This window comes from Streptococcus oralis (genome assembly GCF_001578945.1).
Taxonomy (GTDB): domain Bacteria; phylum Bacillota; class Bacilli; order Lactobacillales; family Streptococcaceae; genus Streptococcus; species Streptococcus oralis_Q.
This window is the reverse complement of the sequence record NZ_KQ969550.1, coordinates 136,457-160,675: the sequence shown is the minus strand read 5'-3', so window position 1 is coordinate 160,675 and position 24,219 is coordinate 136,457. Positions and strand designations below refer to the sequence as shown.

Below are 24,219 nucleotides of genomic sequence, written 5' to 3'. Positions count from 1 at the left end.
TCATTTGATGCTGGGTTTTCTTGCTTATTTCAAAGCTTTTTGAGCGTCTTCAATCATAAGTTTTGTTGATTCAAGGCCGCCTCCGCTTAGATACCAGAGGTCTGGTGTTAGTTGGATAATTTTACCGTTTTTAGCGGCAGGTGTTTCAGCGATGAGGGCATTTTCTAGGACGCCGTCGTTGCTAGAGTTGTCACCACCGATGGCAAGGGTACGATTGATGACAAAGAGGATGTCAGGATTGATTTCTTTAATGCTTTCAAAGCTGACTTCTTGTCCGTGGCGAGAGTCTTCAAATTGAGTGTCAGTTGGCTTGAATTTCAAGGTTTGGTACAAGAAAGAGAAACGAGATTGGGCACCAAAGGCAGCCATTTTCCCTTCGTTGAGGAGGATCGCAAGGGCTTTTTTGTCAGAACTTTCATTTTTAGTAGCAACTTCTTGGATGCTCTTGTCTAGGTTGGCCAATTCTTCCGTGGCTTTCTGTGTACCTGTATCACCGAAGGCGGCAGCTAGTGATTGGATGTTGGTTTTAGTTGAAGTCCAGTAGTCTTCTTTTCCTGTTTCAAAGAGGACGGTTGGAGCGATTTCTTTGAATTTATCTACGAATTTTTGTGTACGTGGTGAAGCAATGATCAAATCTGGTTCAAGAGCGGCAATGGCTTCTAGATCAGGCTCTTTCATAGAACCAACATTTTTAACTTTTCCGGCTAAATCTTTGAGGTAAGTCGGAACCGTTTGTGTCGGCATTCCAACGATATTTTTTTCAAATCCAAGAGCACGAATAGTATCCGCAGCACCGAGGTCAAAGGTTACAATCTTTTCAGGAACTTTTGAAAGTTTGACATCATCTAGTGAACTTTTGATGGTTACCTCTGTTGGAGCAGAGCTACTTGTCTCTGTCTGGCTAGTGCTTGAGTTTGTATTTGTACTACATGCACCAAGTAGGAGCAAGAAGCTGGCCACTAGGGCAGTGAGATAAAGTTTAAGGGATGTTTTCATGATTTCTCCTTTTTAAAATGTGATAACAATCTAGGGAGTCTCTTAGATAGGCTTGTTAGCTAAGAGACTGAGGTTTCTCTAACATGAGTTCTGATTGTCTAGCTAAAGATACAGATCTTTTTGCCATTGATATCAGCCAGCGTGATGGGAATCTCATAGAGTTGACTGAGCAGGTCAGCCTGCATGATTTGAGCAGTCGTTCCCTTGCAAAAGACTTGACCGTCTTTAAAGGCAATGATTTCATCCGCATACTGGCTAGCCATGTTGATATCGTGGAGGACGATGATAATGGTCTTCCCTAGTTCCTCCACCAGTCGCCGAAGAATCTGCATCATGCTGACGCTTTGCTTGATATCGAGATTGTTAAGCGGTTCGTCCAGCAAGATAAAGTCTGTATCTTGGGCCAGTACCATAGCGATAAAGACACGTTGGAGCTGCCCACCAGACAGACTATCGATGTAGCGGTCTTTTAAGTTGGTCAGTTCCAGATAGTCCAAAGTTTCTCGGATTTTTTCCCAGTCTTCTGCTCTCAGTCGACCTCGACTGTAGGGAAAACGTCCAAAACTGACCAATTCTTCTACAGTCAATTTGGCTTGGTAATTGATCTTCTGCTTTAGGATAGTCAGTTCTTTGGCCAGTTCTTGCGAATTCCAACTCTCGATTTCACGACCTTTGATACTGAGAATTCCCTGATCCTTCTTGGTCAGTCTGCTCATGATGGAAAGGAGAGTTGATTTTCCAGCACCGTTTGGACCAATGAAGGCTGTCAGTTTCTGAGGACTGACTTTAAGCGAAATGCCCTGCAAAATATCCTGTTTTTGAATGGATTTGTCAATGTTTTCCAGTTTCACCGACGGGTCCTCCTGTAAAGTAAGATAAAGAATAAGAAACCACCCACGCTCTCGATGATCATACTGATGCGAATTTCCAGCGCAAAGACTCGTTCGATGAGGGCTTGCCCCAAGGTTAAACTAATAAATCCAATCAGAATGACTACGATAAAGAGCAACTTATGCCGATAATCTTTGATGATCAGGTAGGTGAGATTGGCCAGCATAAAGCCGAAGAAGGCCATAGGCCCTACCAAGGCAGTGGCCGTTGAGGTCAAAAGCACGATGCCCCAGAGGAGCTCTCTCTGTTCTTTTTCAACATTGAGCCCCAATATCTGAGCCGTTTCTCTTTGCAGGTGCAAGACATCTAGAACAACTGCTTTTCGAAAGAAAAAGATTGTCAAAGCGAGGATGATCAGAGAACCGATGGCTAGGATGGAAGTGTTGAGATGCTGAAAGGAGGCAAAGAGACTGTTCTGCAGTTTATCGTATTCATTTGGATCCATCAGGACTTGGAGGAAGGTACTGATATTTCGAAAGAGACTTCCGAGAGCTAGACAGATTAGCAGGATGAAGACCAGATCTTGCTTCATCAGCGTCTTCAAGTAGCCTTGTAAGGCAAGAAAGAAGAGGGATTGAAGCAGAAGCAAGACTAGGAACTCTAAGATAGGAGACTTTCCAAGCTGTAGAAATTTGCTTTCAAATATCAGTAGCAGGGTCTGTAGCAAGACATAGAAGGACTCAATTCCCAAAATACTTGGCGTCAGAAAGCGATTTTCCGTCAGGGTTTGAAAACTAATGGTCGAAATTCCTGTCGCGATAGCTACCAAGAGATAAACGATGATTTTTTGGGAACGCAGTTTCCAGGCAAAGGCAGACAGCTGGGTGATAGGCCAAAAGTAGAGGAGGCAAGCTCCGATGGCCAGAATAATGAGAAGCCAGAAGAGTTTGGTATGTTTGCTTTTAAGCTGCATCTTTTCGTCCCCCTCTCCATAGAAGTAGGATAAAGACGAGGCTACCGATGATTCCTAGCAAGAGACTGACAGACAGCTCATAGGGTCGAATCAAGACTCGAGAGAGGATGTCACAGGCCAGAACCAGATTGGCACCGACCAGAGCGACGATGAGTTTGGTTTGGCTCAGATTATCTCCATAGCGCTTGCGAACGAGATTGGGAACGATGACCCCGAGAAAAGGTAAGCCACCCACGGTAATCATGGTGACACTTGTCGTTAGCGCCACCAGAAAGAGAGCCAGTTTTTCAAGTAGGGAGTAGGAAATCCCCAAACTCTCACTAGCTTCTTTTCCTAGATTCATGATGGTAAAGGTCTTAGACAATTTCCAAACGGCTATCAGAATCAGCAACCCAAAGAAGAGCCACTCATACTGATGAGTCTGGATCATGGAAAAAGAACCCTGAGTCCAAGCAGTCATACTCTGAACTAGATTGAAACGATAGGCGATAACTTCTGTGACAGAACCGATAATCCCACTATAGATGATCCCGATCAAGGGCAACATCCACCTTTCCTTTATAGAAAAAATAGTCATAAAGGCCAGGAAGAAGAGGGTAAATAAAATGGATGATCCAAAAGCAAAGAGCATCTTTTGGGTCAGACTCGCAGACGGAAAGAAAAAGAGGCTCAGCACCATTCCCAGTTTGGCTGCTTCGGTTGTTCCAACTGTACTCGGAGCAGCAAACTGATTTTGAGTAATGGTCTGCATGAGGAGTCCTGCCATGCTCATACTAGAGGCTGCAAGGAGAATGCTAATCGTCCGTGGAAGACGCGACTCTTGAAAGAGAAGCCAAGTCTGCTGGTCGAAAGCAAAGAATTTTTCCCAAGAAAAATCACTGGTTCCAATGCTGATAGAGAGAAAGATCAGGAGTAGAAGTAAGCCAGTTAAATAATGAGAAAGTTTCATATCCCGTCCTTTCATGTATATTTGGTATAAAAATACCCTTGGAGATAATGTAACACGATTTCTTTAATCTGTCAATAAATTTTCTGACAATTTAATAAAAAGAAAGAAAACTCCTTAACTTATCTTTTATAGGATAAGCTAGTGAAAGCCAATCTACCTTCTCACTATCCTTCTCCTATAAAAAGTGGTAAAATGGAGGACAGAAAGAAGGAACTGAAATGACAACATTATTTTCAAAAATCAAAGAAGTAACAGAACTTGCTGCGATCTCAGGTCATGAAGCACCCGTCCGTGCTTATCTTCGTGAAAAGTTGACACCGCATGTGGATGAAGTAGTGACAGATGGCTTGGGTGGTATTTTCGGAATTAAACATTCAGAAGCTGCGGATGCACCGCGTGTTTTGGTCGCTTCTCACATGGATGAAGTTGGTTTTATGGTCAGTGAGATTAAGCCAGACGGAACCTTCCGTGTGGTTGAAATTGGTGGCTGGAACCCTATGGTGGTCAGCAGTCAACGCTTTAAACTCTTTACTCGTGACGGTCGTGAAATCCCAGTGATTTCAGGTTCTGTCCCTCCACATTTGACGCGTGGTACAGGTGGACCAACCATGCCAGCTATCTCTGATATCATTTTTGATGGTGGGTTTGCGGATAAGGTTGAGGCAGAAAGCTTTGGCATTCGTCCTGGTGATACTATTGTCCCTGATAGTAGCGCAATCCTTACAGCCAATGAAAAAAATATCATCTCAAAAGCTTGGGACAATCGCTACGGTGTCCTCATGGTAAGCGAGCTTGCAGAAGCCTTGTCAGGTCAAAAACTCGGAAATGAGCTCTATCTTGGCTCGAACGTCCAAGAAGAGGTTGGTCTTCGTGGCGCTCATACTTCTACAACTAAGTTTGACCCAGAAGTCTTCCTCGCAGTTGACTGCTCGCCAGCAGGTGATGTTTATGGTGGCCAAGGCAAGATTGGGGATGGAACCTTGATTCGCTTCTACGATCCAGGTCACTTGCTTCTCCCGGGCATGAAAGATTTCCTTTTGACAACGGCTGAAGAAGCTGGCATCAAGTACCAATACTACTGTGGAAAAGGTGGAACAGACGCTGGAGCAGCTCATCTGAAAAATGGCGGTGTCCCATCTACAACTATCGGTGTCTGCGCTCGTTATATCCATTCTCATCAAACCCTCTATGCGATGGATGATTTCCTAGAAGCCCAAGCTTTCTTGCAAGCCTTGGTGAAAAAATTGGATCGTTCAACGGTTGATTTGATTAAACATTATTAAATATAAGGGAAGGTGGTCAGGATGGCAGAAGAAAATCTAGAAAGTCTTATAAAAGATCTCTACAACCATGCCCGTCAGGGCTTGAGTGAAGATTTAGTCGCTGCTCTCCTAGAGACTGCTAAAAAACTGCCTACTACAAATGAGCAATTACTAACAGTTCGTCTCTCGGGACTGGTTAATCGTGAGCTGTTCAAAAATCCCAAACACCCAGCACCTGAATTGATCAACTTGGCTCGCTTTATCAAAAGAGAAGAAGCCAAGTACAGAGGCACTGCAGCTTCTGCTATTATGTTTGGAGAACTCTTTAAAATGCTTTGATTCCACTGCGAATCAAAGCATTTTTCTATATGCTAGAAAAGAAATTCTTGATGAGGAGACGAAAAAGCCATCCCATTCAGGATAGCTTTTAGGTACTTAAATTTGTTCAGCGATGACCTTTTCAGCTAGGTTCATGGCATGGTCAGACACACGAGTGTAGTGGGAAATGATGTCGATGAAGTTGACCCCAGCTTGTGTAGAACACTCACCCCTGTTAAGGCGTTTGATGTGGGTCTTTCTGAGGACGCGTTCCATATTGTTGATTTCTTTATGGCGTTCAATCAGACTTTGAGCTTTTTCAATATCATTGTTTTCCACACTATCAAGGGCATCTTTGATAAATGCAGTTGTTGCTTGATAAATCTCAGCTAATTCCTCTAAAGCAGCTTCAGAAAATTGAACATTCTTACGTTGGAGGTAGTCTGTTAGGTTGAGCAAGCCTTCTGCGTGGTCCCCAATCCGTTCCAAATCACGGGATGAATCCAGAATGTTAGTCAAGACTTCACTTTCCTTTTGACTCAAGGATTCGCTTGAGAGTCTGATGAGGTAACGAGTGAGTTTTTCATCGATGGTATTGATGGCTTCCTCTGTTTTGTGCCCTTTTTCAGCTACCTTTTCATCCAAACCGATGATATAGGTATAAGAAAGGTCAAAAGCTTTGGCTGCATAGTTCCCCAAGTGCAAGAGTTCCTTTTTGGCATTTCCGAGAGCGATAGAAGGAGATTGCTGGATAAGTTGTTCGTCCAGATAAAGGGGCTCGTACTTAACAACTTCATCTTCACCAGGGATGAGCTTGGTTACAAAGTAGGCCAAGGCTCCGATGAATGGAAATTGTACAATGGTATTACTTACGTTAAAGGCACCGTGAGAGAAGGCGATGGTCATCTCAGGTGAGAGATGAAGTAAAGCTTGGAAATACTCGATCATCGCAGTGAAGGGGCCTAATAAAATTAAGCAAAGGATGGTTCCTAAAACGTTAAAGGTAACATGGGTTGCCGCAACACGTTTAGCGGAGATGTTGGCTCCAGCTGCCGCAATGATAACGGTTAGGGTTGTCCCGATATTATCCCCGAAGAGAACTGGTAGTGAACCTTTAAGGTCAAGGAACCCACCTGCATAAAGGCCTTGCAAAATCCCGATTGTAGCCGAGGAAGCCTGGATGAGGACGGTAATCACTGCACCGGCTACTACTCCCAAAATAGGATTTTGTCCCAAGGTTACCATATATTCCTTGAATTGTGGTAAATCTTTAAGCGGACTCATACCGGCACTGATGAGGTTGAGAGCGTAGAAGATTCCCCCGACACCAAACAGGATGCGCCCGATATTATTTGCTGTTCTGTTTTTTGTAAAGAAGAGCAACATGGTTCCAAGGAAAATCAAGGGTAAAGCATATTCGCCCAGTTTGAAACCGATGATAAAGGAAGTAACGGTGGTTCCAATATTGGCTCCCATGATAATTCCGATAGCCTGTCGAAGAGTGAGAAGACTAGCGCTGACCAGCCCGACCGTGATAACTGTAACCCCTGTACTGGACTGAATGAGGGCAGTCACGACAATTCCAACTAGAACACCTAAAAAGGGATTGCTAGTGTACTTGTCAATGTAAAACCGAAGGCGATCTCCAGCAGCTTGTTGCAAACCGTCTCCCATGGTCTTGATACTGTATAAAAACAGTCCTAGACCTCCTAAAAAGTGAAATAAAATTTCCTGCCAATTAATGGACATTTCTTTTTCCTCCGAAAAATAATCGCGGAATTTCTCCTATTATATTTTAAAGGATAATAGGAAATCTCACAAGTGTTTTTCCGTTATTTTAGTAAGAAATAACTAACTTTTTTAAAAATTTTGTCAAAAGGGAGATTCTACCTCAAATATAGATGCCTAAATAAATTGTATCCAAATTTAACTGTTTTTTATCCTAGTTATAGTTTTTATATTAAATAGATTGACATCGCTTTCATATGAGATAAAATGAAGATGATCCTGTTCTGATGTCTTGGCATGAGAACAGTTACTTTTTATCAAAAAGTAAAACGCTTACTTTCAATCTTATTAGGAGGAAAAGATGAAAAATCTATTCTATGAAAAACGTTGTCGTTACAGTATTCGTAAGCTATCAATCGGAGCTTGTTCTTTGATGATTGGTTCAGCTTTATTTGCGAGTCCAGCTCTTGCCGAACAAGTTTCTGCTCCTGAAGCAACTGCAAATATGAGTGCTCCTGTTACAAATATCAATGAAACTGCGGATACTCCTACTATCGGAGAACAATTAGAGAAAACGGAAAATAAAGTAGCTGAGCAACCAATTTCAGAAAACACTCCAACAATAACGGATCTGGTTAATGAAAAAGAAGAAGCGAAGCCAACTCCGACAGATAAAGCTGAAAAAACTGCTCAACCAACTGAAAAAGAAGAAGTCAAACCAGAGGAAGCTCCTCAAGTGGTTGAGAAGAAAGCCGACAAACCGACTCTAGCAGATGTTCCTAAAAATGAAGAAAAGAGTCTCCGACCTAAAGAAATCAAATTTGATACTTGGGAGGATTTGCTCAAATGGGAACCGGGTGCGCGTGAGGATGATGCCATCAACCGTTCCTCAGTTGAACTCGCCAAGCGCCATAGAGGCCAGTTGGTTAATGAAAAAGCTAGTAGAAGAGCCAAAGTTCAAGCACTAGCAAACACCAACTCAAAGGCTAAAGACCATGCATCTGTCGGCGGAGAAGAATTCAAGGCCTACGCTTTTGACTACTGGCAATACTTGGATTCGATGGTTTTCTGGGAAGGCTTAGTTCCAACTCCAGATGTCATTGATGCCGGTCACCGCAACGGAGTTCCCGTTTATGGTACCCTCTTTTTCAATTGGTCTAATAGCATTGCAGACCAAGAACGGTTTGCGGAAGCCTTAAAACAGGATGCAGATGGAACGTTCCCAATCGCTCGAAAACTCGTTGACTTAGCAAAATACTATGGTTATGATGGGTATTTTATCAACCAAGAAACAACGGGTGAATTGGTAGAACCTCTTGGTGAAAAAATGCGCCAATTCATGCTCTATACAAAAGAATACGCAGCTAAAGTCAATCACCCTATCAAGTATGCTTGGTACGATGCCATGACCTACAAATACGGTCGTTGGCACTATGATGGATTAGATGATAACAATTACCAATTCATGCAAAAAGAAGGTGATAAGGTTCCCGCTGACCAATTTTTTGCCAACTTTAACTGGGATAAAGAAAAAAATGACTATACGGTTGCCATGGCTAAATGGATTGAACGGAGTCAATATGATGTTTTTGCAGGATTAGAGTTGCAACAAGGAGGATCTTATAGAACAAAGGTTAACTGGGATGCCCTCTTTGATGAGCGAGGGAAATTACGTCTTTCTCTTGGTCTTTTTGCTCCAGATACCATTACTAGTTTAGGAAAAACTGGTGAAGACTACCACAAAAATGAAGATATCTTTTTCACAGGTTATCAAGGTGATCCAACTGCTCAAAAACCAGACGACAAAGAGTGGTATGGGATTGCCAACTTGGTCGCTGACCGCACGCCAGCAGTAGGCCGGACATTCACTACTTCCTTTAATACAGGTCATGGTAGAAAGTGGTTTGTCGACGGCAAAGTTTCTAAGGATTCTGAGTGGAACTACCGTTCTGTTTCAGGTGTCTTGCCAACTTGGCGTTGGTGGCAAACTTCAACAGGTGAGAAACTCCGTGCAGAGTATGACTTTACAGACGCCTACAATGGTGGAAACTCCCTTAAATTCTCAGGTGATGTAACTGGTAAGACGGATCAGGATGTGAATTTGTATTCTACCAAGCTAGAAGTGACCGAAAACACTAAACTTCGTGTTGCTCACAAGGGAGGAAAAGGCTCTAAAGTTTATATGGCTTTCTCTACAACACCAGACTACAAATTTGATGATGCAGATGCATGGAAAGAACTGACTTTATCTGATAACTGGACAAATGAAGAAATTGCCCTTGGCTCACTAGCAGGTAAAACCATCTATGCGGCTAAACTCTTCTTTGAGCATGAAGGAGCTGTAAAAGATTATCGGTTCAACCTAGGTCAATTAACAATTTCGGACAATCACCAATCACCCCAAGCACCAACAGGCTTCTCTGTAGTGAAACAATCCCTTAAGAATGCCCAAGAAGCTGAAGCAGTGGTCCAGTTTGCGGGTAACCAAGATGCAGATTTCTATGAAGTCTACGAAAAAGATGGAGATAACTGGCGTTTGTTGACAGGATCATCTGCTTCCACTATCTACTTGCCAAAAGTTAGCCGCTCTGCTAATGCGACTGGTACGACTCAGGAATTGAAAGTTGTTGCAGTTGGTAAAAATGGACTTCGTTCTGAAGTGGCGACGACATTCTTTAACTGGGGCATGACGGTTCAGGACACAACTCTTCCAAGACCATTGGCTGAAAATATCGTTCCAGGAGCAACCGTTACCGGTAGTACTTTCCCACAATCGGACGGCGGAGAAGGAATTGAAGGCATGCTAAATGGCACTATCACGAGTCTATCAGACAAGTGGTCTTCTGGACAATTGAGCGGTAGTGTCGATATTCGTTTGACCCAACCTCGACGCATTGTGAGATGGGCGATGGATCACGCAGGAGCAGGTGGTGAGTCGGTTAATGACGGCTTGATGAATACCAAGGATTTTGATCTTTATTATAAGGATACAGACGGCGAATGGAAACTAGCAAAGGAAATTCGTGGAAACAAAGCCCATGTAACCGATGTGACCCTAGATAAACCAATTACAGCTCAAGAGTGGCGCTTAAATATCCTCACTTCTGATAACGGAACTCCTTGGAAAGCCATTCGTATCTATAACTGGAGAATGTACGAAAGTCTAGATACTGAGAGCCAAAATATTCCGATGGCTAAGGTCGCAGCACGTTCACTTGGAAACCATCAAGTTCAACTTGGTTTCTCAGATGTTCCAGCAGGTGCAACTATCACCGTTTATGACAAGGCAGATTCTCAAACGCCAATTGCAACCTTGAAGTCTGAAAATGGTGGCGATATGGCAACAGCACCATTAGCTTTTGCTAAACAACCAACTCTCCTCTACTATCGTACCCAACTACCTGGCAAAGAAATCAGTAACACCTTGGCAGTAGCGATTCCGCAGGATGAGAGAAAAATTGCTGCGGTTAGCCTTGAAAAAGGACCTAAGAAGACGGTTTACAAAGAGGGAGAAAAACTTGACCTTAGAGGTGGCACTCTCCGTGTTCAATACGAAGGGGGACAAGCCGATGAGCTGATTAACCTCACTCACTCAGGTGTGACGGTATCTGGCTACGACGCTCGACAAAAAGGGGAACAAAAGCTCACAGTCAGCTATCTTGGACTTCCAGTTACTGGTGACTTGAAGGTACAAGTGACAGGTCAAGATGAAGGAAAATCAAAAGAAGTAGCAGGATTGTACATTACTCAGAAACCGAAAACAGACTATCTAGTAGGAGAGCAACTGGATCTTGCAGAAGGTCGCTTCGGCGTTCTCTATGATGACGAGACAGAAGAAACGCACACTTTCACAGACCAAGGTGTTGAAATTACGGGCTACGATGCTCAAAAGACTGGTCGTCAGACTTTGACCTTGCATTACAAGGGGCACACCGCTGAGTTTGATGTTTTGGTTTCTCCAAAAGCAGCTGTCAACGATGAGTACCTCAAACAAGAAATCACTGCTGCCCAAGGTCGTCAGTCAACTCTTACCTACACCTTCTCAAGTGAGGATAAACAAGTAGCACTAGTAGAGAAGCTCAATGCAGCGAAAGCTGTAGTAGAAAATCATAATGCTAACCAAGAAGAAGTCAACCGGGCTTTGAATGAGTTGAAACAAGCAGGCGCAGACTTGGATGGAAATCAACGTTATCAAACTGCTAGAGAAGAATTAGAAGGCTTGCTTGAATCCGTCCGTGAAAAAGATTCTAAAGCTGACTTGATTGAACAAGCAGAAACTTTGTTGGCTTCAGAGATGCCAACTCCACAAGCTTTTGCGGAAATGAAAGAAAAGTTGAATAAGAAACTAGCCCCCGCAGAAGAAAGTCATCATGTTGGAAGCATGGATCCAAATGAAGTGGCCCCAACAGTTGAAGCTCTCCCTGAACTAGTTGTTGAAACTGAAACAACAGCCTTTGAACGCCAAGAACGACCAAATGCCGAGCTTCTCAAAGGCCAACGCCGTGTTGTACAAGCTGGAGTTGAAGGCCAAGTTCGTCACTTTATAGAAGTGGATGCCCAAGGCAAACGGACTCTCCGTTCGACCGAAGTTCTCAAGGAAGCAATTCCAGAAATCACCGAAGTTGGAACGAAAGAAGAGCAAGTCTCACAAACAAGGGATCAAGCGCCTTTAGCAGTATCAGCAAAAGGTGAAGCAGCAAGCAACCAACTGCCAAATACTGGTGTAGAAACAGATGTCAGTCTGGTAGCACTGGGACTTCTCGGAGTAATGAGTGGCTACGGTTTGCTTGCTAGGAAGAAGAGAGAAGATTAATCGAATTTACGAATCTTGAATTTTCTCATAAAAACTAAAAAACAAGGTTTGACGGCAAATCAGTCAGACCTTGTTTTAACTAGTAGAAATCAGTGAAAGAATGAGTAAATGAGCTAGTCTTCCTTTCAATAATCAGTTATTTAACAAGGTTTTTCTAGTTTTTATTTTAAAAAATGCTAGTTTCAATTATAAGAAAGAACTAGAAAAGTTTAGGGTTTTGCTATCTCTTTTGTTGATTTTGTGATATAATTAACACGTATAAAAAAAGAAGGAGTCTTTCCAAATGGCAAAATTGACTGTTAAAGACGTTGAATTGAAAGGGAAAAAAGTTCTCGTTCGTGTTGACTTCAACGTACCTGTAAAAGATGGCGTGATCACTAACGATAACCGTATCACTGCTGCCCTTCCAACGATTAAGTACATCCTTGAACAAGGCGGACGTGCAATCCTCTTCTCTCACCTTGGACGTGTAAAAGAAGAAGCGGATAAAGAAGGCAAATCCCTTGCTCCTGTAGCGGCTGACTTGGCTGCTAAATTGGGTCAAGACGTTGTCTTCATCCCAGGTGTGACTCGTGGTGCTGAATTGGAAGCAGCTGTTAACGCTCTTGAAGACGGACAAGTTCTCTTGGTTGAAAACACTCGTTTCGAAGATGTTGACGGCAAAAAAGAATCTAAAAATGATCCTGAGCTTGGTAAATACTGGGCATCACTTGGAGATGGTATCTTCGTAAACGATGCATTCGGTACAGCTCACCGTGCACACGCATCTAACGTTGGTATCTCAGCAAACGTTGAAAAAGCAGTTGCTGGTTTCCTTCTTGAAAACGAAATTGCTTACATCCAAGAAGCAGTTGAAGCTCCAGAACGTCCATTCGTAGCCATCCTTGGTGGTTCAAAAGTTTCTGATAAGATTGGTGTTATCGAAAACTTGCTTGAAAAAGCTGATAAAGTTTTGATCGGTGGTGGGATGACTTACACATTCTACAAAGCACAAGGTATCGAAATCGGTAACTCACTTGTAGAAGAAGATAAATTGGATGTGGCGAAAGCTCTTCTTGAAAAATCAAACGGCAAATTGATCTTACCAGTTGACTCAAAAGAAGCGAATGCTTTTGCAGGCTACACTGAAGTAAAAGACACTGAAGGTGAAGCAGTAGATCCTGGATTCCTTGGTTTGGATATCGGTCCAAAATCTATTGCTAAATTTGATGAAGCCTTGACTGGTGCAAAAACAGTTGTATGGAACGGACCTATGGGTGTATTTGAAAACCCTGACTTCCAAGCTGGTACAATCGGTGTCATGGACGCAATCGTGAAACAACCAGGTGTGAAATCAATCATCGGTGGTGGTGACTCAGCTGCGGCAGCCATCAACCTCGGACGTGCAGACAAGTTCTCATGGATCTCTACTGGTGGTGGAGCATCAATGGAACTTCTTGAAGGTAAAGTTCTTCCAGGACTTGCAGCGCTTACAGAAAAATAAGATTTTATAACCAAATCAAAGAAGAGAGGGATGAAAGTTCCTCTTTTCTTTTACTCGAAATAAAAACGCTTCCTCTCAACTATTGCTCATAAAAATCACCGATTTATGATAAAATGGAAATAGAAAGTTGAGATTATGAGTTATTTTAAAAAATATAAATTTGATAAGTCACAGTTTAAACTGGGCATGCGAACTTTTAAAACAGGTATTGCTGTTTTTTTGGTGCTCCTTCTTTTCGGATTTTTTGGCTGGAAGGGGCTTCAAATTGGAGCGTTAACAGCGGTCTTCAGTCTACGAGAAAGCTTTGATAAGAGCGTCCATTTTGGAACTTCGCGTATCTTAGGAAACAGTATTGGCGGTTTTTACGCCCTTGTCTTTTTCCTCTTAAACACTTTATTTCATGGAGCCTTTTGGGTAACCTTACTAGTTGTTCCAATTTGCACCATGTTAACCATTATGACAAATGTTGCCATGAACAACAAGGCAGGAGTTATTGGTGGTGTAGCGGCTATGTTGATTATTACCCTATCAATACCAAGCGGAGAAACATTTTTGTACGTGTTTGCGCGCGTATTTGAAACATTTATGGGAGTTTTTGTCGCAATCCTTGTGAATTATGATATTGAGCAACTGAAACTCTTTTGGGAGAAAAAAAGAAAATAATGTTACATTTTATGACATTATTCGTTGACGTTTGTCTTTTTTTAGACTATAATAGACAGAAAGAAGGAAATTGTAAATGAAGGAAAGAGAATTTCGCCGAAATATGGCTGTTTTTCCTATCGGCAGTGTTATGAAATTGACCGATCTCTCGGCGCGTCAGATTCGTTATTATGAAGATCAAGAGTTGATTAAACCTGATCGAAACGAAGGAAACCGTCGCATGTATTCATTGAATGACATGGATCGTTTGCTTGAAATCAAAGATTATATCTCTGAAGGTTTTAATATCGCTGCCATTAAGAAGAAATATGCTGAACGTGAGGCGAAGTCCAAGAAAGCCGTGAGTCAGACGGAAGTGCGTCGTGCACTTCACAATGAACTCCTCCAGCAGGGGCGCTTTGCTTCAGCGCAGTCACCTTTTGGTCGCGGTTAGGCAATCGCAAGTAGTCAGATATTAAGGAGAAAACCCATGCCAATCACAGCTGCAGATATTCGTCGTGAAGTCAAGGAAAAAAATGTTACCTTTATCCGTCTCATGTTTTCAGATATCTTGGGAACCATGAAGAACGTCGAAATTCCTGCTACAGATGAACAGTTAGATAAAGTCTTGTCAAACAAGGCTATGTTTGATGGATCTTCTATTGAAGGTTTTGTACGTATCAATGAGTCAGATATGTACTTGTATCCAGACTTGGATACATGGACAGTATTCCCTTGGGGGGATGAAAATGGAAGTGTTGCAGGTTTGATCTGTGATGTCTATACAACAGAAGGCGAACCCTTTGCAGGTGATCCTCGTGGCAATCTGAAGCGTGCGCTTCGTCACATGGAAGAAGCGGGATTCAAATCTTTCAACCTTGGTCCAGAGCCAGAATTCTTCCTATTTAAATTGGATGAAAATGGGGACCCAACCCTTGAAGTAAATGACAAGGGTGGCTACTTTGATTTGGCGCCTACGGACCTTGCGGACAATACGCGTCGTGAGATTGTCAATGTCTTGACCAAAATGGGATTTGAAGTAGAAGCGAGTCACCACGAGGTTGCGGTTGGACAACACGAAATTGACTTCAAGTATGATGAAGTTCTCCGTGCCTGCGATAAGATTCAAATCTTTAAACTTGTTGTGAAAACCATTGCTCGCAAACATGGGCTTTACGCAACCTTTATGGCTAAACCAAAATTTGGTATTGCTGGATCCGGTATGCACTGCAACATGTCCTTATTTGATGCAGAAGGAAACAATGCCTTCTTTGATCCAAATGATCCAAAAGGCATGCAGTTGTCAGAAACGGCCTACCACTTCCTTGGTGGTTTGATCAAGCATGCTTACAACTATACTGCCATCATGAACCCAACGGTTAACTCTTACAAACGCTTGGTTCCAGGCTATGAAGCTCCTGTTTATATCGCTTGGGCAGGTCGTAACCGTTCGCCACTTGTGCGAGTGCCAGCTTCACGTGGTATGGGAACTCGTTTGGAATTGCGTTCAGTAGACCCAATGGCGAACCCTTATATCGCTATGGCTGTCCTTCTAGAAGTTGGATTAAGTGGAATTGAAAATAAAATCGAAGCTCCAGCTCCGATCGAAGAAAATATCTACATCATGACAGCAGAAGAGCGCAAAGAAGCAGGGATTACTGATCTACCATCAACTCTCCACAATGCCCTCAAAGCTCTCACAGAAGACGAAGTTGTTAAGGCTGCTCTAGGTGAACACATCTACACAAGCTTCCTTGAAGCCAAACGAATCGAATGGGCAAGCTACGCAACCTTTGTCTCCCAATGGGAAATTGATAACTATTTGGATCTTTACTAATAAAGAATAAAGATTGCCTGAGGGTGATCTTTTTTCTTATGTTTTATATCGAGGTGTGATATATTATATATAACGAGATGCGATATATCGAACTAAATAGAAGGTGGTTATAAATGGAATTAACGGATAAGATTCGTCGAGTTTATATTCCCATGACGGAAACAGGATTTTATATCTTATTCTGTTTGCAAAAGAAAGGTCATGGTTACAGTATTACGCAAAAGGTCAAGGAGATGACAGATTCGCAAGTTTCGATCAGTCCTGGAACTATGTATGGAACCTTGTCAAAAATGGAAAAGGATGGTTTGATTTCCTTTGTCCGAGAAGAGGAGAAGCGTAAAATCTATCAGATCACAGACTTGGGACGCAAGGTTTTGGAGATAGAATTGAAACGAATCGAACGGCTCTATAGAAACAGTCAGGAGGAAGGATGATGGAAAAGAAGGTTGTATATCGGATATCTACAATTGCAGATTATGATTGAGAGGCTTTATACTTTGGGGAAATGCATGCTGAGGGCTGGAAACTCAAGGAAGTAACCTACTCTAACTTAGTAGTTGCGGTTAAGTATACTTTTGAAAAGTGCCAACCAGAGCAGGTGTCTTATCAGTTGGACTTTTATCCCATGAAAAAATCAGAGAGAGCCTCCTATTTACAACTGTTTAAAGACTGTGGCTGGGAGCATATTACAGACTTTAATAGTTTTTCCTACTTTAGAAAACCTTATTCTCAAATTGAGTCGGGTACTGAGTTTGAAATTTATAATGACGCGACCGGGAAGTTAGCTATGGTCAAACGGATTTTAACGAGGCGGATGCTTCCTATTTTGCTTCTCTTTTTAGCTCTACTACCGGTTTTCTCAAAGTCTGTCACTGGAGGTAGTTCTTTCAGTTGGGAAGTATTTTTGATTGTTATAATAAATGGTGTTTTATTGATAGTTCATGCGATTCAGATTTCTTATATTTTTTGGAAATTGTTTCAAAAATGGAAAGAAATATCTGACAAATAAAACCATGTATGTTTTCTGATTTGGAGGTCGGACAATGAATAGCAAAGTACAATTTCGGATTTTCACCATTATTGATTTGGACAAGGAAGAAGAGTATTTGCGTGAGATGCACTTGAAAGGCTGGAGGTATAGAACTAACCGTTTTGGTTTTTTTATTTTGAACAATGCCAACCAGATGATGTCATCTATCATATCTATGATTCTCGCAATCTTAAAAAGTGTAAGCATGAACTGCAAGATTTTAGAAATAGAGGTTGGGAATCGATAGAAACAGTTTTTTGTTCAATTCTTCGTAAATCATCTTCTGATTTACTTCCGGAAGAGCAAGTCTATATGAATAAGGGGCTCAGATGGGAAGTTATGCGGTCTAGACTTCGTTCATGTACAGCTACTTTCTTAGGTGGTCTTGTTGTTTGCATGAGTTTGTATCGAGAAAACTTGTCTCAGTCTTTCTTTATTATTTTCTTGTTATATGCTTGCTTAATTTCTTATCTAATCTATGGTTTTTTCAGACTTAAAAGGAAATACCAAATTGATGAAAAGTAAGTTTCTAGGTCTTTAGACTGATTTTTAGCACTCTTAATAAAAGAGTGCTAATTTTTTGAGTTTTTGTCTTGACATTCTCTTCTAAGGGTGTATAATAGAATCATGAGTTAGCACTTGGACATACAAAGTGCTAATCGATCAGACAGAGAGGAGTGATGAGATGGTTACAGAGCGTCAGCAGGATATTTTAAATCTGATTATTGACATCTTTACCAAAACGCACGAACCTGTCGGATCCAAAGCCTTGCAAGAGTCTATCAACTCTAGCAGTGCAACCATTCGTAATGATATGGCGGCTCTCGAAAAGCAAGGTTTGCTTGAGAAGGCTCATACTTCCAGTGGTCGGATGCCAAGTGTTGCTGGTTTTCAGTACTATGTGAAACACTCGCTGGATTTTGACAGACTAGCTGAAAATGAGGTCTATGAGATTGTCAAAGCCTTTGATCAGGAATTCTTCAAACTGGAGGATATTCTACAAGAAGCTGCTAATGTCTTGACAGACTTGAGTGGCTGCACAGTTGTAGCGCTAGATGTTGAGCCCAGTAGGCAACGTTTGACAGCCTTTGATATCGTTGTTTTGGGACAACATACTGCTCTTGCAGTTTTTACACTTGATGAGTCTCGAACGGTTACCAGTCAGTTTCTGATTCCAAGGAACTTCTTGCAGGAGGATTTGCTGAAGCTTAAGGCAATCATTCAGGAACGCTTCCTGGGGCACACAGTTCTAGATATTCACTACAAGATTCGGACGGAGATTCCACAGATTATCCAGCGTTACTTTACAACAACGGACAATGTCATGGATCTCTTTGAACACATCTTTAAGGAAATGTTCAACGAAAACATTGTGGTATCGGGCAAGGTCAATCTCTTGAATTTTGCTAATCTAGCAGCCTATCAGTTCTTTGACCAACTGCAAAAGGTAGCTCTGGAGATTCGTGAAGGTCTGCATGAAGATCAGATGCAAAGCGTCCGTGTTGCAGATAGTCAAGAGTCTTGTTTGGCAGACCTAGCAGTGATTAGCAGTAAGTTCCTCATTCCTTATCGAGGTTTTGGAATTCTAGCGATTATCGGTCCGATCAATCTGGATTACCAGCAATTGGTCAATCAACTCAATGTTGTCAATCGAGTCCTAACTATGAAACTCACAGATTTCTACCGCTATTTGAGTAGTAATCACTATGAGGTGAGTTGAACATGAAATTACATAAATTCCTAAAAAGGAGGCGAAAAATGTCTGAGGAAACAAAAAACGAAGAAGTAAAAGAAGAGGAAGTTGTTGAAACGACTGAAGAAACAACTCCTGAAAAGTCAGAGCTAGACTTGGCAAATGAACGTGCGGACGAGTTTGAAAATAAATACCTTCGCGCTCATGCGGAGATGCAAAATATTCAACGCCGTGCCAATGAAGAACGTCAAAACTTGCAACGTTATCGTAGTCAGGACTTGGCAAAAGCAATCTTACCATCGCTCGACAATCTAGAACGTGCATTAGCAGTTGAAGGTTTGACAGATGATGTGAAGAAGGGCTTGGAAATGGTGCAAGAGAGCTTGATTCATGCTTTGAAAGAAGAAGGAATTGAAGAAATAGCAGCGGACGGAGCATTTGACCATAACTACCATATGGCCATCCAGACTCTTCCAGCAGATGACGAACATCCAGCGGATACCATCGCCCAAGTCTTCCAAAAAGGCTACAAACTTCATGACCGCATCCTACGCCCAGCCATGGTAGTGGTGTATAACTAGAGAGGATAAAAGGGTTATGTTTAATTTTGAAAATTGGAAAGAAATTATTGCGGACTACGTTTATACTAATGTAGGAAATGATGACTTCGTATATGGAAATTATATTGATTGGGACAGTTTTAGAACTGAACATGGGGAGGAAGTGTTAGATGAGTTAGGAATTGATTTTAACACAGAAAATATTTATGAGAAATTAGATGAAGTTGGAGTGCCATCTGATTATGAATACGAGGAAGGAAATCCAGATTTCCCAGAATCATTCCGCTATTGGCAACCATAATAATTATAGTTAATAATATTAAAGATCTAAAGAGGAAAACAAAATGAGCAAAATTATCGGTATTGACTTAGGTACAACAAACTCAGCAGTTGCAGTTCTTGAAGGAACTGAAAGCAAAATCATCGCAAATCCAGAAGGAAACCGCACAACTCCATCTGTAGTATCATTCAAAAACGGTGAAATCATTGTCGGTGATGCTGCAAAACGCCAAGCAGTCACAAACCCAGATACAGTTATCTCTATCAAATCTAAGATGGGAACTTCTGAAAAAGTTTCTGCTAACGGAAAAGAATATACTCCACAAGAAATCTCAGCTATGATCCTTCAATACTTGAAAGGTTACGCTGAAGATTACCTTGGTGAAAAAGTAACTAAGGCTGTTATCACAGTTCCAGCTTACTTCAACGATGCGCAACGTCAAGCAACTAAAGACGCTGGTAAAATCGCTGGTCTTGAAGTAGAACGTATCGTCAACGAACCAACTGCAGCAGCTCTTGCTTATGGTTTGGACAAGACTGACAAAGAAGAAAAAATCTTGGTATTCGACCTTGGTGGTGGTACATTCGACGTATCTATCCTTGAATTGGGTGACGGTGTCTTCGACGTATTGTCAACTGCAGGGGACAACAAACTCGGTGGTGACGACTTTGACCAAAAAATCATCGACCACTTAGTAGCAGAATTCAAGAAAGAAAACGGTATTGACTTGTCTACTGACAAGATGGCAATGCAACGTTTGAAAGATGCGGCTGAGAAAGCTAAGAAAGACCTTTCTGGTGTAACTTCAACTCAAATCAGCTTGCCATTTATCACTGCAGGTGAGGCTGGACCTCTTCACTTGGAAATGACTTTGACTCGTGCGAAATTTGACGATTTGACTCGTGATCTTGTAGAGCGTACAAAAGTTCCAGTTCGTCAAGCCCTTTCAGATGCAGGTTTGAGCTTGTCAGAAATCGACGAAGTTATCCTTGTTGGTGGTTCTACTCGTATTCCAGCCGTTGTAGAAGCTGTGAAGGCTGAAACTGGTAAAGAACCAAACAAATCAGTAAACCCTGACGAAGTAGTTGCTATGGGTGCTGCAATCCAAGGTGGTGTCATCACTGGTGATGTTAAAGACGTTGTCCTTCTTGACGTAACACCATTGTCACTCGGTATCGAAACAATGGGTGGTGTCTTCACAAAACTTATCGACCGCAACACTACTATTCCAACATCTAAATCACAAGTCTTCTCAACTGCGGCAGACAACCAACCAGCCGTTGATATCCACGTTCTTCAAGGTGAACGCCCAATGGCAGCAGATAACAAGACTCTTGGACGCTTCCAATTGACTGATATCCCAGCTGCACCTCGTGGAATTCCTCAAATCGAAGTAACCTTTGACATCGACAAGAACGGTATCGTATCTGTTAAGGCCAAAGACCTTGGAACTCAAAAAGAACAAACTATTGTCATCCAATCAAACTCAGGTTTAACTGATGAAGAAATCGACCGCATGATGAAAGATGCAGAAGCTAACGCTGAAGCAGATAAGAAACGTAAGGAAGAAGTTGACCTTCGTAACGAAGTAGACCAAGCTATCTTTGCGACTGAAAAGACTATCAAGGAAACTGAAGGAAAAGGCTTTGACGCAGAACGCGACGCTGCTCAAGCTGCCCTTGATGACCTTAAGAAAGCGCAAGAAGACAATAACTTGGATGAAATGAAAGCAAAACTTGAAGCATTGAACGAAAAAGCTCAAGGCCTTGCTGTGAAACTCTACGAACAAGCCGCAGCAGCTCAACAAGCTCAAGCAGGAGCAGAAGGCGCACAAACAACAGGAAACGCAGGCGATGACGTCGTAGACGGAGAGTTTACGGAGAAATAATGAACACAAATATTAATCTTTTTGCAGTCATAGATTCTAAAGAACAGTATGATAAGTTTATAAAACTGGCAACTGAGGATTATACTGAGCTCGAAAATCAAATAAAAAATCATTTTCAACTCGGTCAAGAAGAGGGATTACGAGAGTATAAAGTCAATATTCTTGCAGAGCATGCGTATAAGGAAAATGATATTGGAATTATAAATAATATATTCTGGGGAATTTTCTTCCCTTCCTTAATATCATTGTTAACAATTAGCATTTTTCCAAGACTTCAAGAGAATAGTTCAATTATTCCATCGATAATATCGTATGTTGCAGGAGCTTTAACGATAGTATTGGTAATAATGTATTTACAAAATTATCATAAGTTTAATTCAAAACGAAGGAAGCAGATTATAAACCAAAATAAAGCAATTGTGTTTTTAGAAAACTTTGAAATAAATTGAAATATCCAGAGGTTGCAACCCAGCCTCTGTTTTTCGATAAAAAGGGATGAAACCTAATTTGTTTGGGATTTGTCTTATCAATATAAAAGAAAGGAATTGAATCCGACCTAAATCGTGGTTTCATTCCGCAATATTAACAGAAAGGAATAAGGGTGTTCGTAATTGAACTCGAGCGGAAAGCTTGGAAATTAGATAAACCTCCTAAGAAATCAGGATTTCTTGTCGGTTTCCTAAATTTCAGTCGCTTTCTGTTCGCTCTTAGTATCTTGTATGAACAATACTGAATTTTATGATCGTCTGGGGGTGTCAAAAAACGCTTCGGCAGACGAGATCAAAAAGGCTTATCGTAAGCTTTCGAAAAAATACCACCCAGATATCAACAAGGAGCCTGGTGCTGAGGAAAAGTACAAGGAAGTTCAAGAAGCCTATGAAACTTTGAGTGACGACCAAAAACGTGCAGCCTACGACCAATATGGGGCTGCGGGTGCCAACGGTGGCTTTGGTGGTGCTGGCGGTTTCGGTGGCTTTGACGGAGCAGGTGGTTTTGGTGGTTTTGAAGATATCTTCTCAAGTTTCTTTGGCGGAGGCGGAGCTTCGCGCAATCCAAACGCTCCTCGTCAAGGGGATGACCTCCAGTACCGTGTGAATTTGACCTTTGAAGAAGCTATCTTCGGAACAGAAAAGGAAGTTAAGTACAATCGTGAAGCCAGCTGTCGTACATGTAACGGATCTGGTGCTAAGCCAGGAACAAGTCCAGTCACTTGTGGACGCTGTCATGGCGCTGGTGTCATTAACGTTGATACTCAGACACCACTAGGTATGATGCGTCGTCAAGTAACCTGTGATGTCTGTCATGGTCGTGGAAAAGAAATCAAAGATCCATGTACAACTTGTCACGGTACAGGTCATGAAAAACAGGCTCATAGCGTACATGTAAAAATCCCTGCTGGTGTGGAAACAGGCCAACAAATCCGCTTAGCGGGTCAAGGTGAAGCAGGCTTTAACGGTGGACCTTATGGTGACTTGTACGTGGTGGTTTCTGTAGAAGCAAGCGATAAGTTTGAACGTGAAGGAACGACTATCTTCTACAATCTGAACCTCAACTTTGTCCAAGCTGCTCTTGGTGATACTGTGGAAATTCCAACCGTGCATGGTGATGTTGAATTGGTCATCCCAGAGGGAACTCAGACTGGCAAGAAATTCCGTCTACGTGGTAAGGGAGCACCGAGCCTTCGTGGCGGTGCCGTTGGTGACCAATACGTTACTGTCAATGTTGTAACACCGACAGGTTTGAACGATCGTCAGAAAGCAGCCCTTAAAGAGTTCGCAGCTGCAGGCGACTTGAAAGTCAATCCAAAGAAAAAAGGCTTCTTTGACCATATAAAAGATGCCTTTGAAGGAGAATAAAGTAAAAAGAGCCGATTGGCTCTTTTTTTGTTATCATTGAAAATTTAGTGTCGAAAAATCATTTTCCAGTTAGTCTACTATTTGTACTTTTGAGTGAGCAAGCCAGCTGCATCCATGTCCTGAATGAGTTGCTTGATTTCTGCTTCTTTGCCAGGCTTAACTGTGATAGAATCAATGTGTTTGATCGCCGAGTTATCCTGAATATCTACCAAGGTCAAAGCTTTTTCATAGAATGAAATTCCCTTTTTAAAACTTTCCTGATTATTCCAAAAGAGAAGTGAGTAATTAGGGTTAAATGTCTTTCCTTTTTCTTGGAGATACTTTTCACTTTCCTCCTCTAAAAATTGGAATAAGCCATGATTGAACAAGTTGTCTCCTACTTTATAGTAAGAGATATCTCCTGCCTGTAGGACATAGATTTCGAGTCGGTTTTTGGTGAGTTTTGGACTTTCTTTTAGGACGGGGTGGCTATTGATGACCTCATCTGAGAAAGTGACATAAAAATTTAAACCTCCACCCTCGAATTGATACCTCCCATTTGATTCTACTTTCTCAGGAGGCATGTCAAGGGAGGTAAAGATTTGTTTTAAGTCGTCATTCCCTTTTTGGATGTCACTCGGGGAGGCCTTGAAAAGATTCACAAGTAGTAGAAATGCTAGGGCTGCAAGCAGGCAGAGGCAACCACAAGGGATCGCGATGACCTTCGCTAGAACTTTTAAAAACTGTTTCACTTTCATTTCCTCCCTTTTCTGTTCAAACCTAGTATCCAAAAAGAGTTTAAGGAAAGTTGGAGACTCTCTTATCCTTGATTTTCTTCTTGGAGGACTGCCATTCTGGTTTGGAAATCCTTTTCCAAGACTTTGAACTTGTAGGTCAAATCTTTTTGGTATTCCTTGATAAGGGCTTTTTGTTGGTCGATGATTTGCAGGCTATTTTGAATGACATCCAAATCCTCCTTCATAGCCTCGACACGGTCGCTAGTATCCATAAACTCCTCTGTGATGGCTTGGCGATGTTTTACGACAAAATAACTTCCGGCTGCAGCTCCTGCAAATAGCAATAGATTTGATAGTTTCATGG

At 41.9% G+C, this 24,219-nt stretch carries 21 protein-coding genes and 2 pseudogenes; 16 read left to right on the top strand and 7 right to left on the bottom strand.

The annotated features are described in order from the left end of the window. Nucleotides 1-24 precede the first annotated feature (24 nt). The 4 genes from SORDD16_RS00735 to SORDD16_RS00720 form a co-directional block, all read right to left on the bottom strand. On the bottom strand, nucleotides 25-996 hold the full coding sequence (locus SORDD16_RS00735) for a siderophore ABC transporter substrate-binding protein (RefSeq protein WP_061451961.1): 972 nt from the start codon (nucleotides 994-996) through the stop codon (nucleotides 25-27). 98 nt (nucleotides 997-1,094) lie between these two features. Continuing rightward, a complete protein-coding gene (locus SORDD16_RS00730) occupies nucleotides 1,095-1,847 on the bottom strand; it encodes an iron ABC transporter ATP-binding protein (protein ID WP_061451960.1) in 753 nt (250 codons plus the stop codon). Further along, nucleotides 1,844-2,800, bottom strand: a complete 957-nt coding sequence (locus SORDD16_RS00725; RefSeq protein WP_061451959.1) for an iron chelate uptake ABC transporter family permease subunit — start codon at nucleotides 2,798-2,800, stop codon at nucleotides 1,844-1,846. Before SORDD16_RS00725 ends, SORDD16_RS00730 begins: the two co-directional genes overlap by 4 nt. Then, a complete protein-coding gene (locus SORDD16_RS00720) occupies nucleotides 2,790-3,749 on the bottom strand; it encodes an ABC transporter permease (protein ID WP_061451958.1) in 960 nt (319 codons plus the stop codon). The genes SORDD16_RS00725 and SORDD16_RS00720 overlap by 11 nt, the downstream gene beginning before the upstream one ends. Nucleotides 3,750-3,967: 218 nt before the next feature. Between SORDD16_RS00720 and pepA the strand changes: the two genes are divergently transcribed. Both pepA and SORDD16_RS00710 read left to right on the top strand, forming a co-directional pair. Further along, nucleotides 3,968-5,032, top strand: coding sequence for a glutamyl aminopeptidase (gene pepA, locus SORDD16_RS00715; protein ID WP_061451957.1), 1,065 nt, complete (start codon nucleotides 3,968-3,970; stop codon nucleotides 5,030-5,032). A gap of 21 nt (nucleotides 5,033-5,053) precedes the next feature. Further along, nucleotides 5,054-5,350, top strand: a complete 297-nt coding sequence (locus SORDD16_RS00710; RefSeq protein ID WP_061451956.1) for a bacteriocin immunity family protein — start codon at nucleotides 5,054-5,056, stop codon at nucleotides 5,348-5,350. Between the two features lie 96 nt (nucleotides 5,351-5,446). Here the strand turns inward: SORDD16_RS00710 and SORDD16_RS00705 are convergent, their stop codons facing one another. After that, the gene (locus SORDD16_RS00705) at nucleotides 5,447-7,078 is read right to left on the bottom strand and encodes a Na/Pi cotransporter family protein (protein ID WP_061451955.1); all 1,632 of its coding nucleotides are present in this window, start codon (nucleotides 7,076-7,078) and stop codon (nucleotides 5,447-5,449) included. Between the two features lie 340 nt (nucleotides 7,079-7,418). Here SORDD16_RS00705 and SORDD16_RS00700 point away from each other — a divergent pair, with 340 nt between their 5' ends. The 14 genes and pseudogenes from SORDD16_RS00700 (at nucleotide 7,419) to dnaJ (ending at nucleotide 23,139) form a co-directional block, all read left to right on the top strand. Continuing rightward, nucleotides 7,419-11,870: an endo-beta-N-acetylglucosaminidase gene (locus SORDD16_RS00700; RefSeq protein WP_061451954.1), complete on the top strand. Its 4,452-nt coding sequence runs from the start codon at nucleotides 7,419-7,421 to the stop codon at nucleotides 11,868-11,870. Nucleotides 11,871-12,153: 283 nt separating this feature from the next. Continuing rightward, a complete protein-coding gene (locus SORDD16_RS00695) occupies nucleotides 12,154-13,353 on the top strand; it encodes a phosphoglycerate kinase (protein WP_061451953.1) in 1,200 nt (399 codons plus the stop codon). Between the two features lie 135 nt (nucleotides 13,354-13,488). Then, complete coding sequence (locus SORDD16_RS00690; RefSeq protein WP_061451952.1) at nucleotides 13,489-14,016, top strand: FUSC family protein; 528 nt, start codon at nucleotides 13,489-13,491, stop codon at nucleotides 14,014-14,016. Between the two features lie 76 nt (nucleotides 14,017-14,092). Next, nucleotides 14,093-14,449, top strand: coding sequence for a transcriptional repressor GlnR (gene glnR, locus SORDD16_RS00685; protein WP_038805783.1), 357 nt, complete (start codon nucleotides 14,093-14,095; stop codon nucleotides 14,447-14,449). 36 nt (nucleotides 14,450-14,485) lie between these two features. Continuing rightward, a complete protein-coding gene (gene glnA, locus SORDD16_RS00680) occupies nucleotides 14,486-15,832 on the top strand; it encodes a type I glutamate--ammonia ligase (RefSeq protein WP_061451951.1) in 1,347 nt (448 codons plus the stop codon). Nucleotides 15,833-15,945: 113 nt separating this feature from the next. After that, on the top strand, nucleotides 15,946-16,266 hold the full coding sequence (locus SORDD16_RS00675) for a PadR family transcriptional regulator (protein ID WP_061451950.1): 321 nt from the start codon (nucleotides 15,946-15,948) through the stop codon (nucleotides 16,264-16,266). Nucleotides 16,267-16,337: 71 nt separating this feature from the next. After that, a pseudogene (locus SORDD16_RS11480) lies at nucleotides 16,338-16,595 on the top strand (DUF2812 domain-containing protein); the annotation flags it as partial. A gap of 280 nt (nucleotides 16,596-16,875) precedes the next feature. Continuing rightward, nucleotides 16,876-17,387, top strand: a pseudogene (locus SORDD16_RS00665) (DUF2812 domain-containing protein). A gap of 160 nt (nucleotides 17,388-17,547) precedes the next feature. Next, nucleotides 17,548-18,582 carry a heat-inducible transcriptional repressor HrcA gene (gene hrcA, locus SORDD16_RS00660; protein WP_061451949.1) on the top strand — a complete coding sequence of 345 codons (1,035 nt, stop codon included), beginning with the start codon at nucleotides 17,548-17,550 and terminating at the stop codon, nucleotides 18,580-18,582. Between the two features lie 38 nt (nucleotides 18,583-18,620). Then, nucleotides 18,621-19,136, top strand: a complete 516-nt coding sequence (gene grpE, locus SORDD16_RS00655; protein ID WP_061451948.1) for a nucleotide exchange factor GrpE — start codon at nucleotides 18,621-18,623, stop codon at nucleotides 19,134-19,136. A gap of 16 nt (nucleotides 19,137-19,152) precedes the next feature. Continuing rightward, nucleotides 19,153-19,416: a hypothetical protein gene (locus tag SORDD16_RS00650; protein WP_061451947.1), complete on the top strand. Its 264-nt coding sequence runs from the start codon at nucleotides 19,153-19,155 to the stop codon at nucleotides 19,414-19,416. Between the two features lie 43 nt (nucleotides 19,417-19,459). Beyond that, entirely contained in the window at nucleotides 19,460-21,283 is a 1,824-nt protein-coding gene (gene dnaK, locus SORDD16_RS00645; protein ID WP_061451946.1) for a molecular chaperone DnaK, read from the top strand. Then, complete coding sequence (locus SORDD16_RS00640) at nucleotides 21,283-21,732, top strand: hypothetical protein (RefSeq protein WP_061451944.1); 450 nt, start codon at nucleotides 21,283-21,285, stop codon at nucleotides 21,730-21,732. The genes dnaK and SORDD16_RS00640 overlap by 1 nt, the downstream gene beginning before the upstream one ends. A gap of 270 nt (nucleotides 21,733-22,002) precedes the next feature. Next, nucleotides 22,003-23,139: a molecular chaperone DnaJ gene (dnaJ, locus tag SORDD16_RS00635; RefSeq protein ID WP_001066316.1), complete on the top strand. Its 1,137-nt coding sequence runs from the start codon at nucleotides 22,003-22,005 to the stop codon at nucleotides 23,137-23,139. A gap of 77 nt (nucleotides 23,140-23,216) precedes the next feature. Here the strand turns inward: dnaJ and SORDD16_RS00630 are convergent, their stop codons facing one another. Then, complete coding sequence (locus SORDD16_RS00630) at nucleotides 23,217-23,876, bottom strand: hypothetical protein (protein WP_061451942.1); 660 nt, start codon at nucleotides 23,874-23,876, stop codon at nucleotides 23,217-23,219. 62 nt (nucleotides 23,877-23,938) lie between these two features. Then, nucleotides 23,939-24,217 (bottom strand): hypothetical protein, encoded by a 279-nt coding sequence (locus SORDD16_RS00625; RefSeq protein ID WP_061451941.1) that lies wholly within the window; start codon nucleotides 24,215-24,217, stop codon nucleotides 23,939-23,941. Nucleotides 24,218-24,219: the final 2 nt, after the last annotated feature.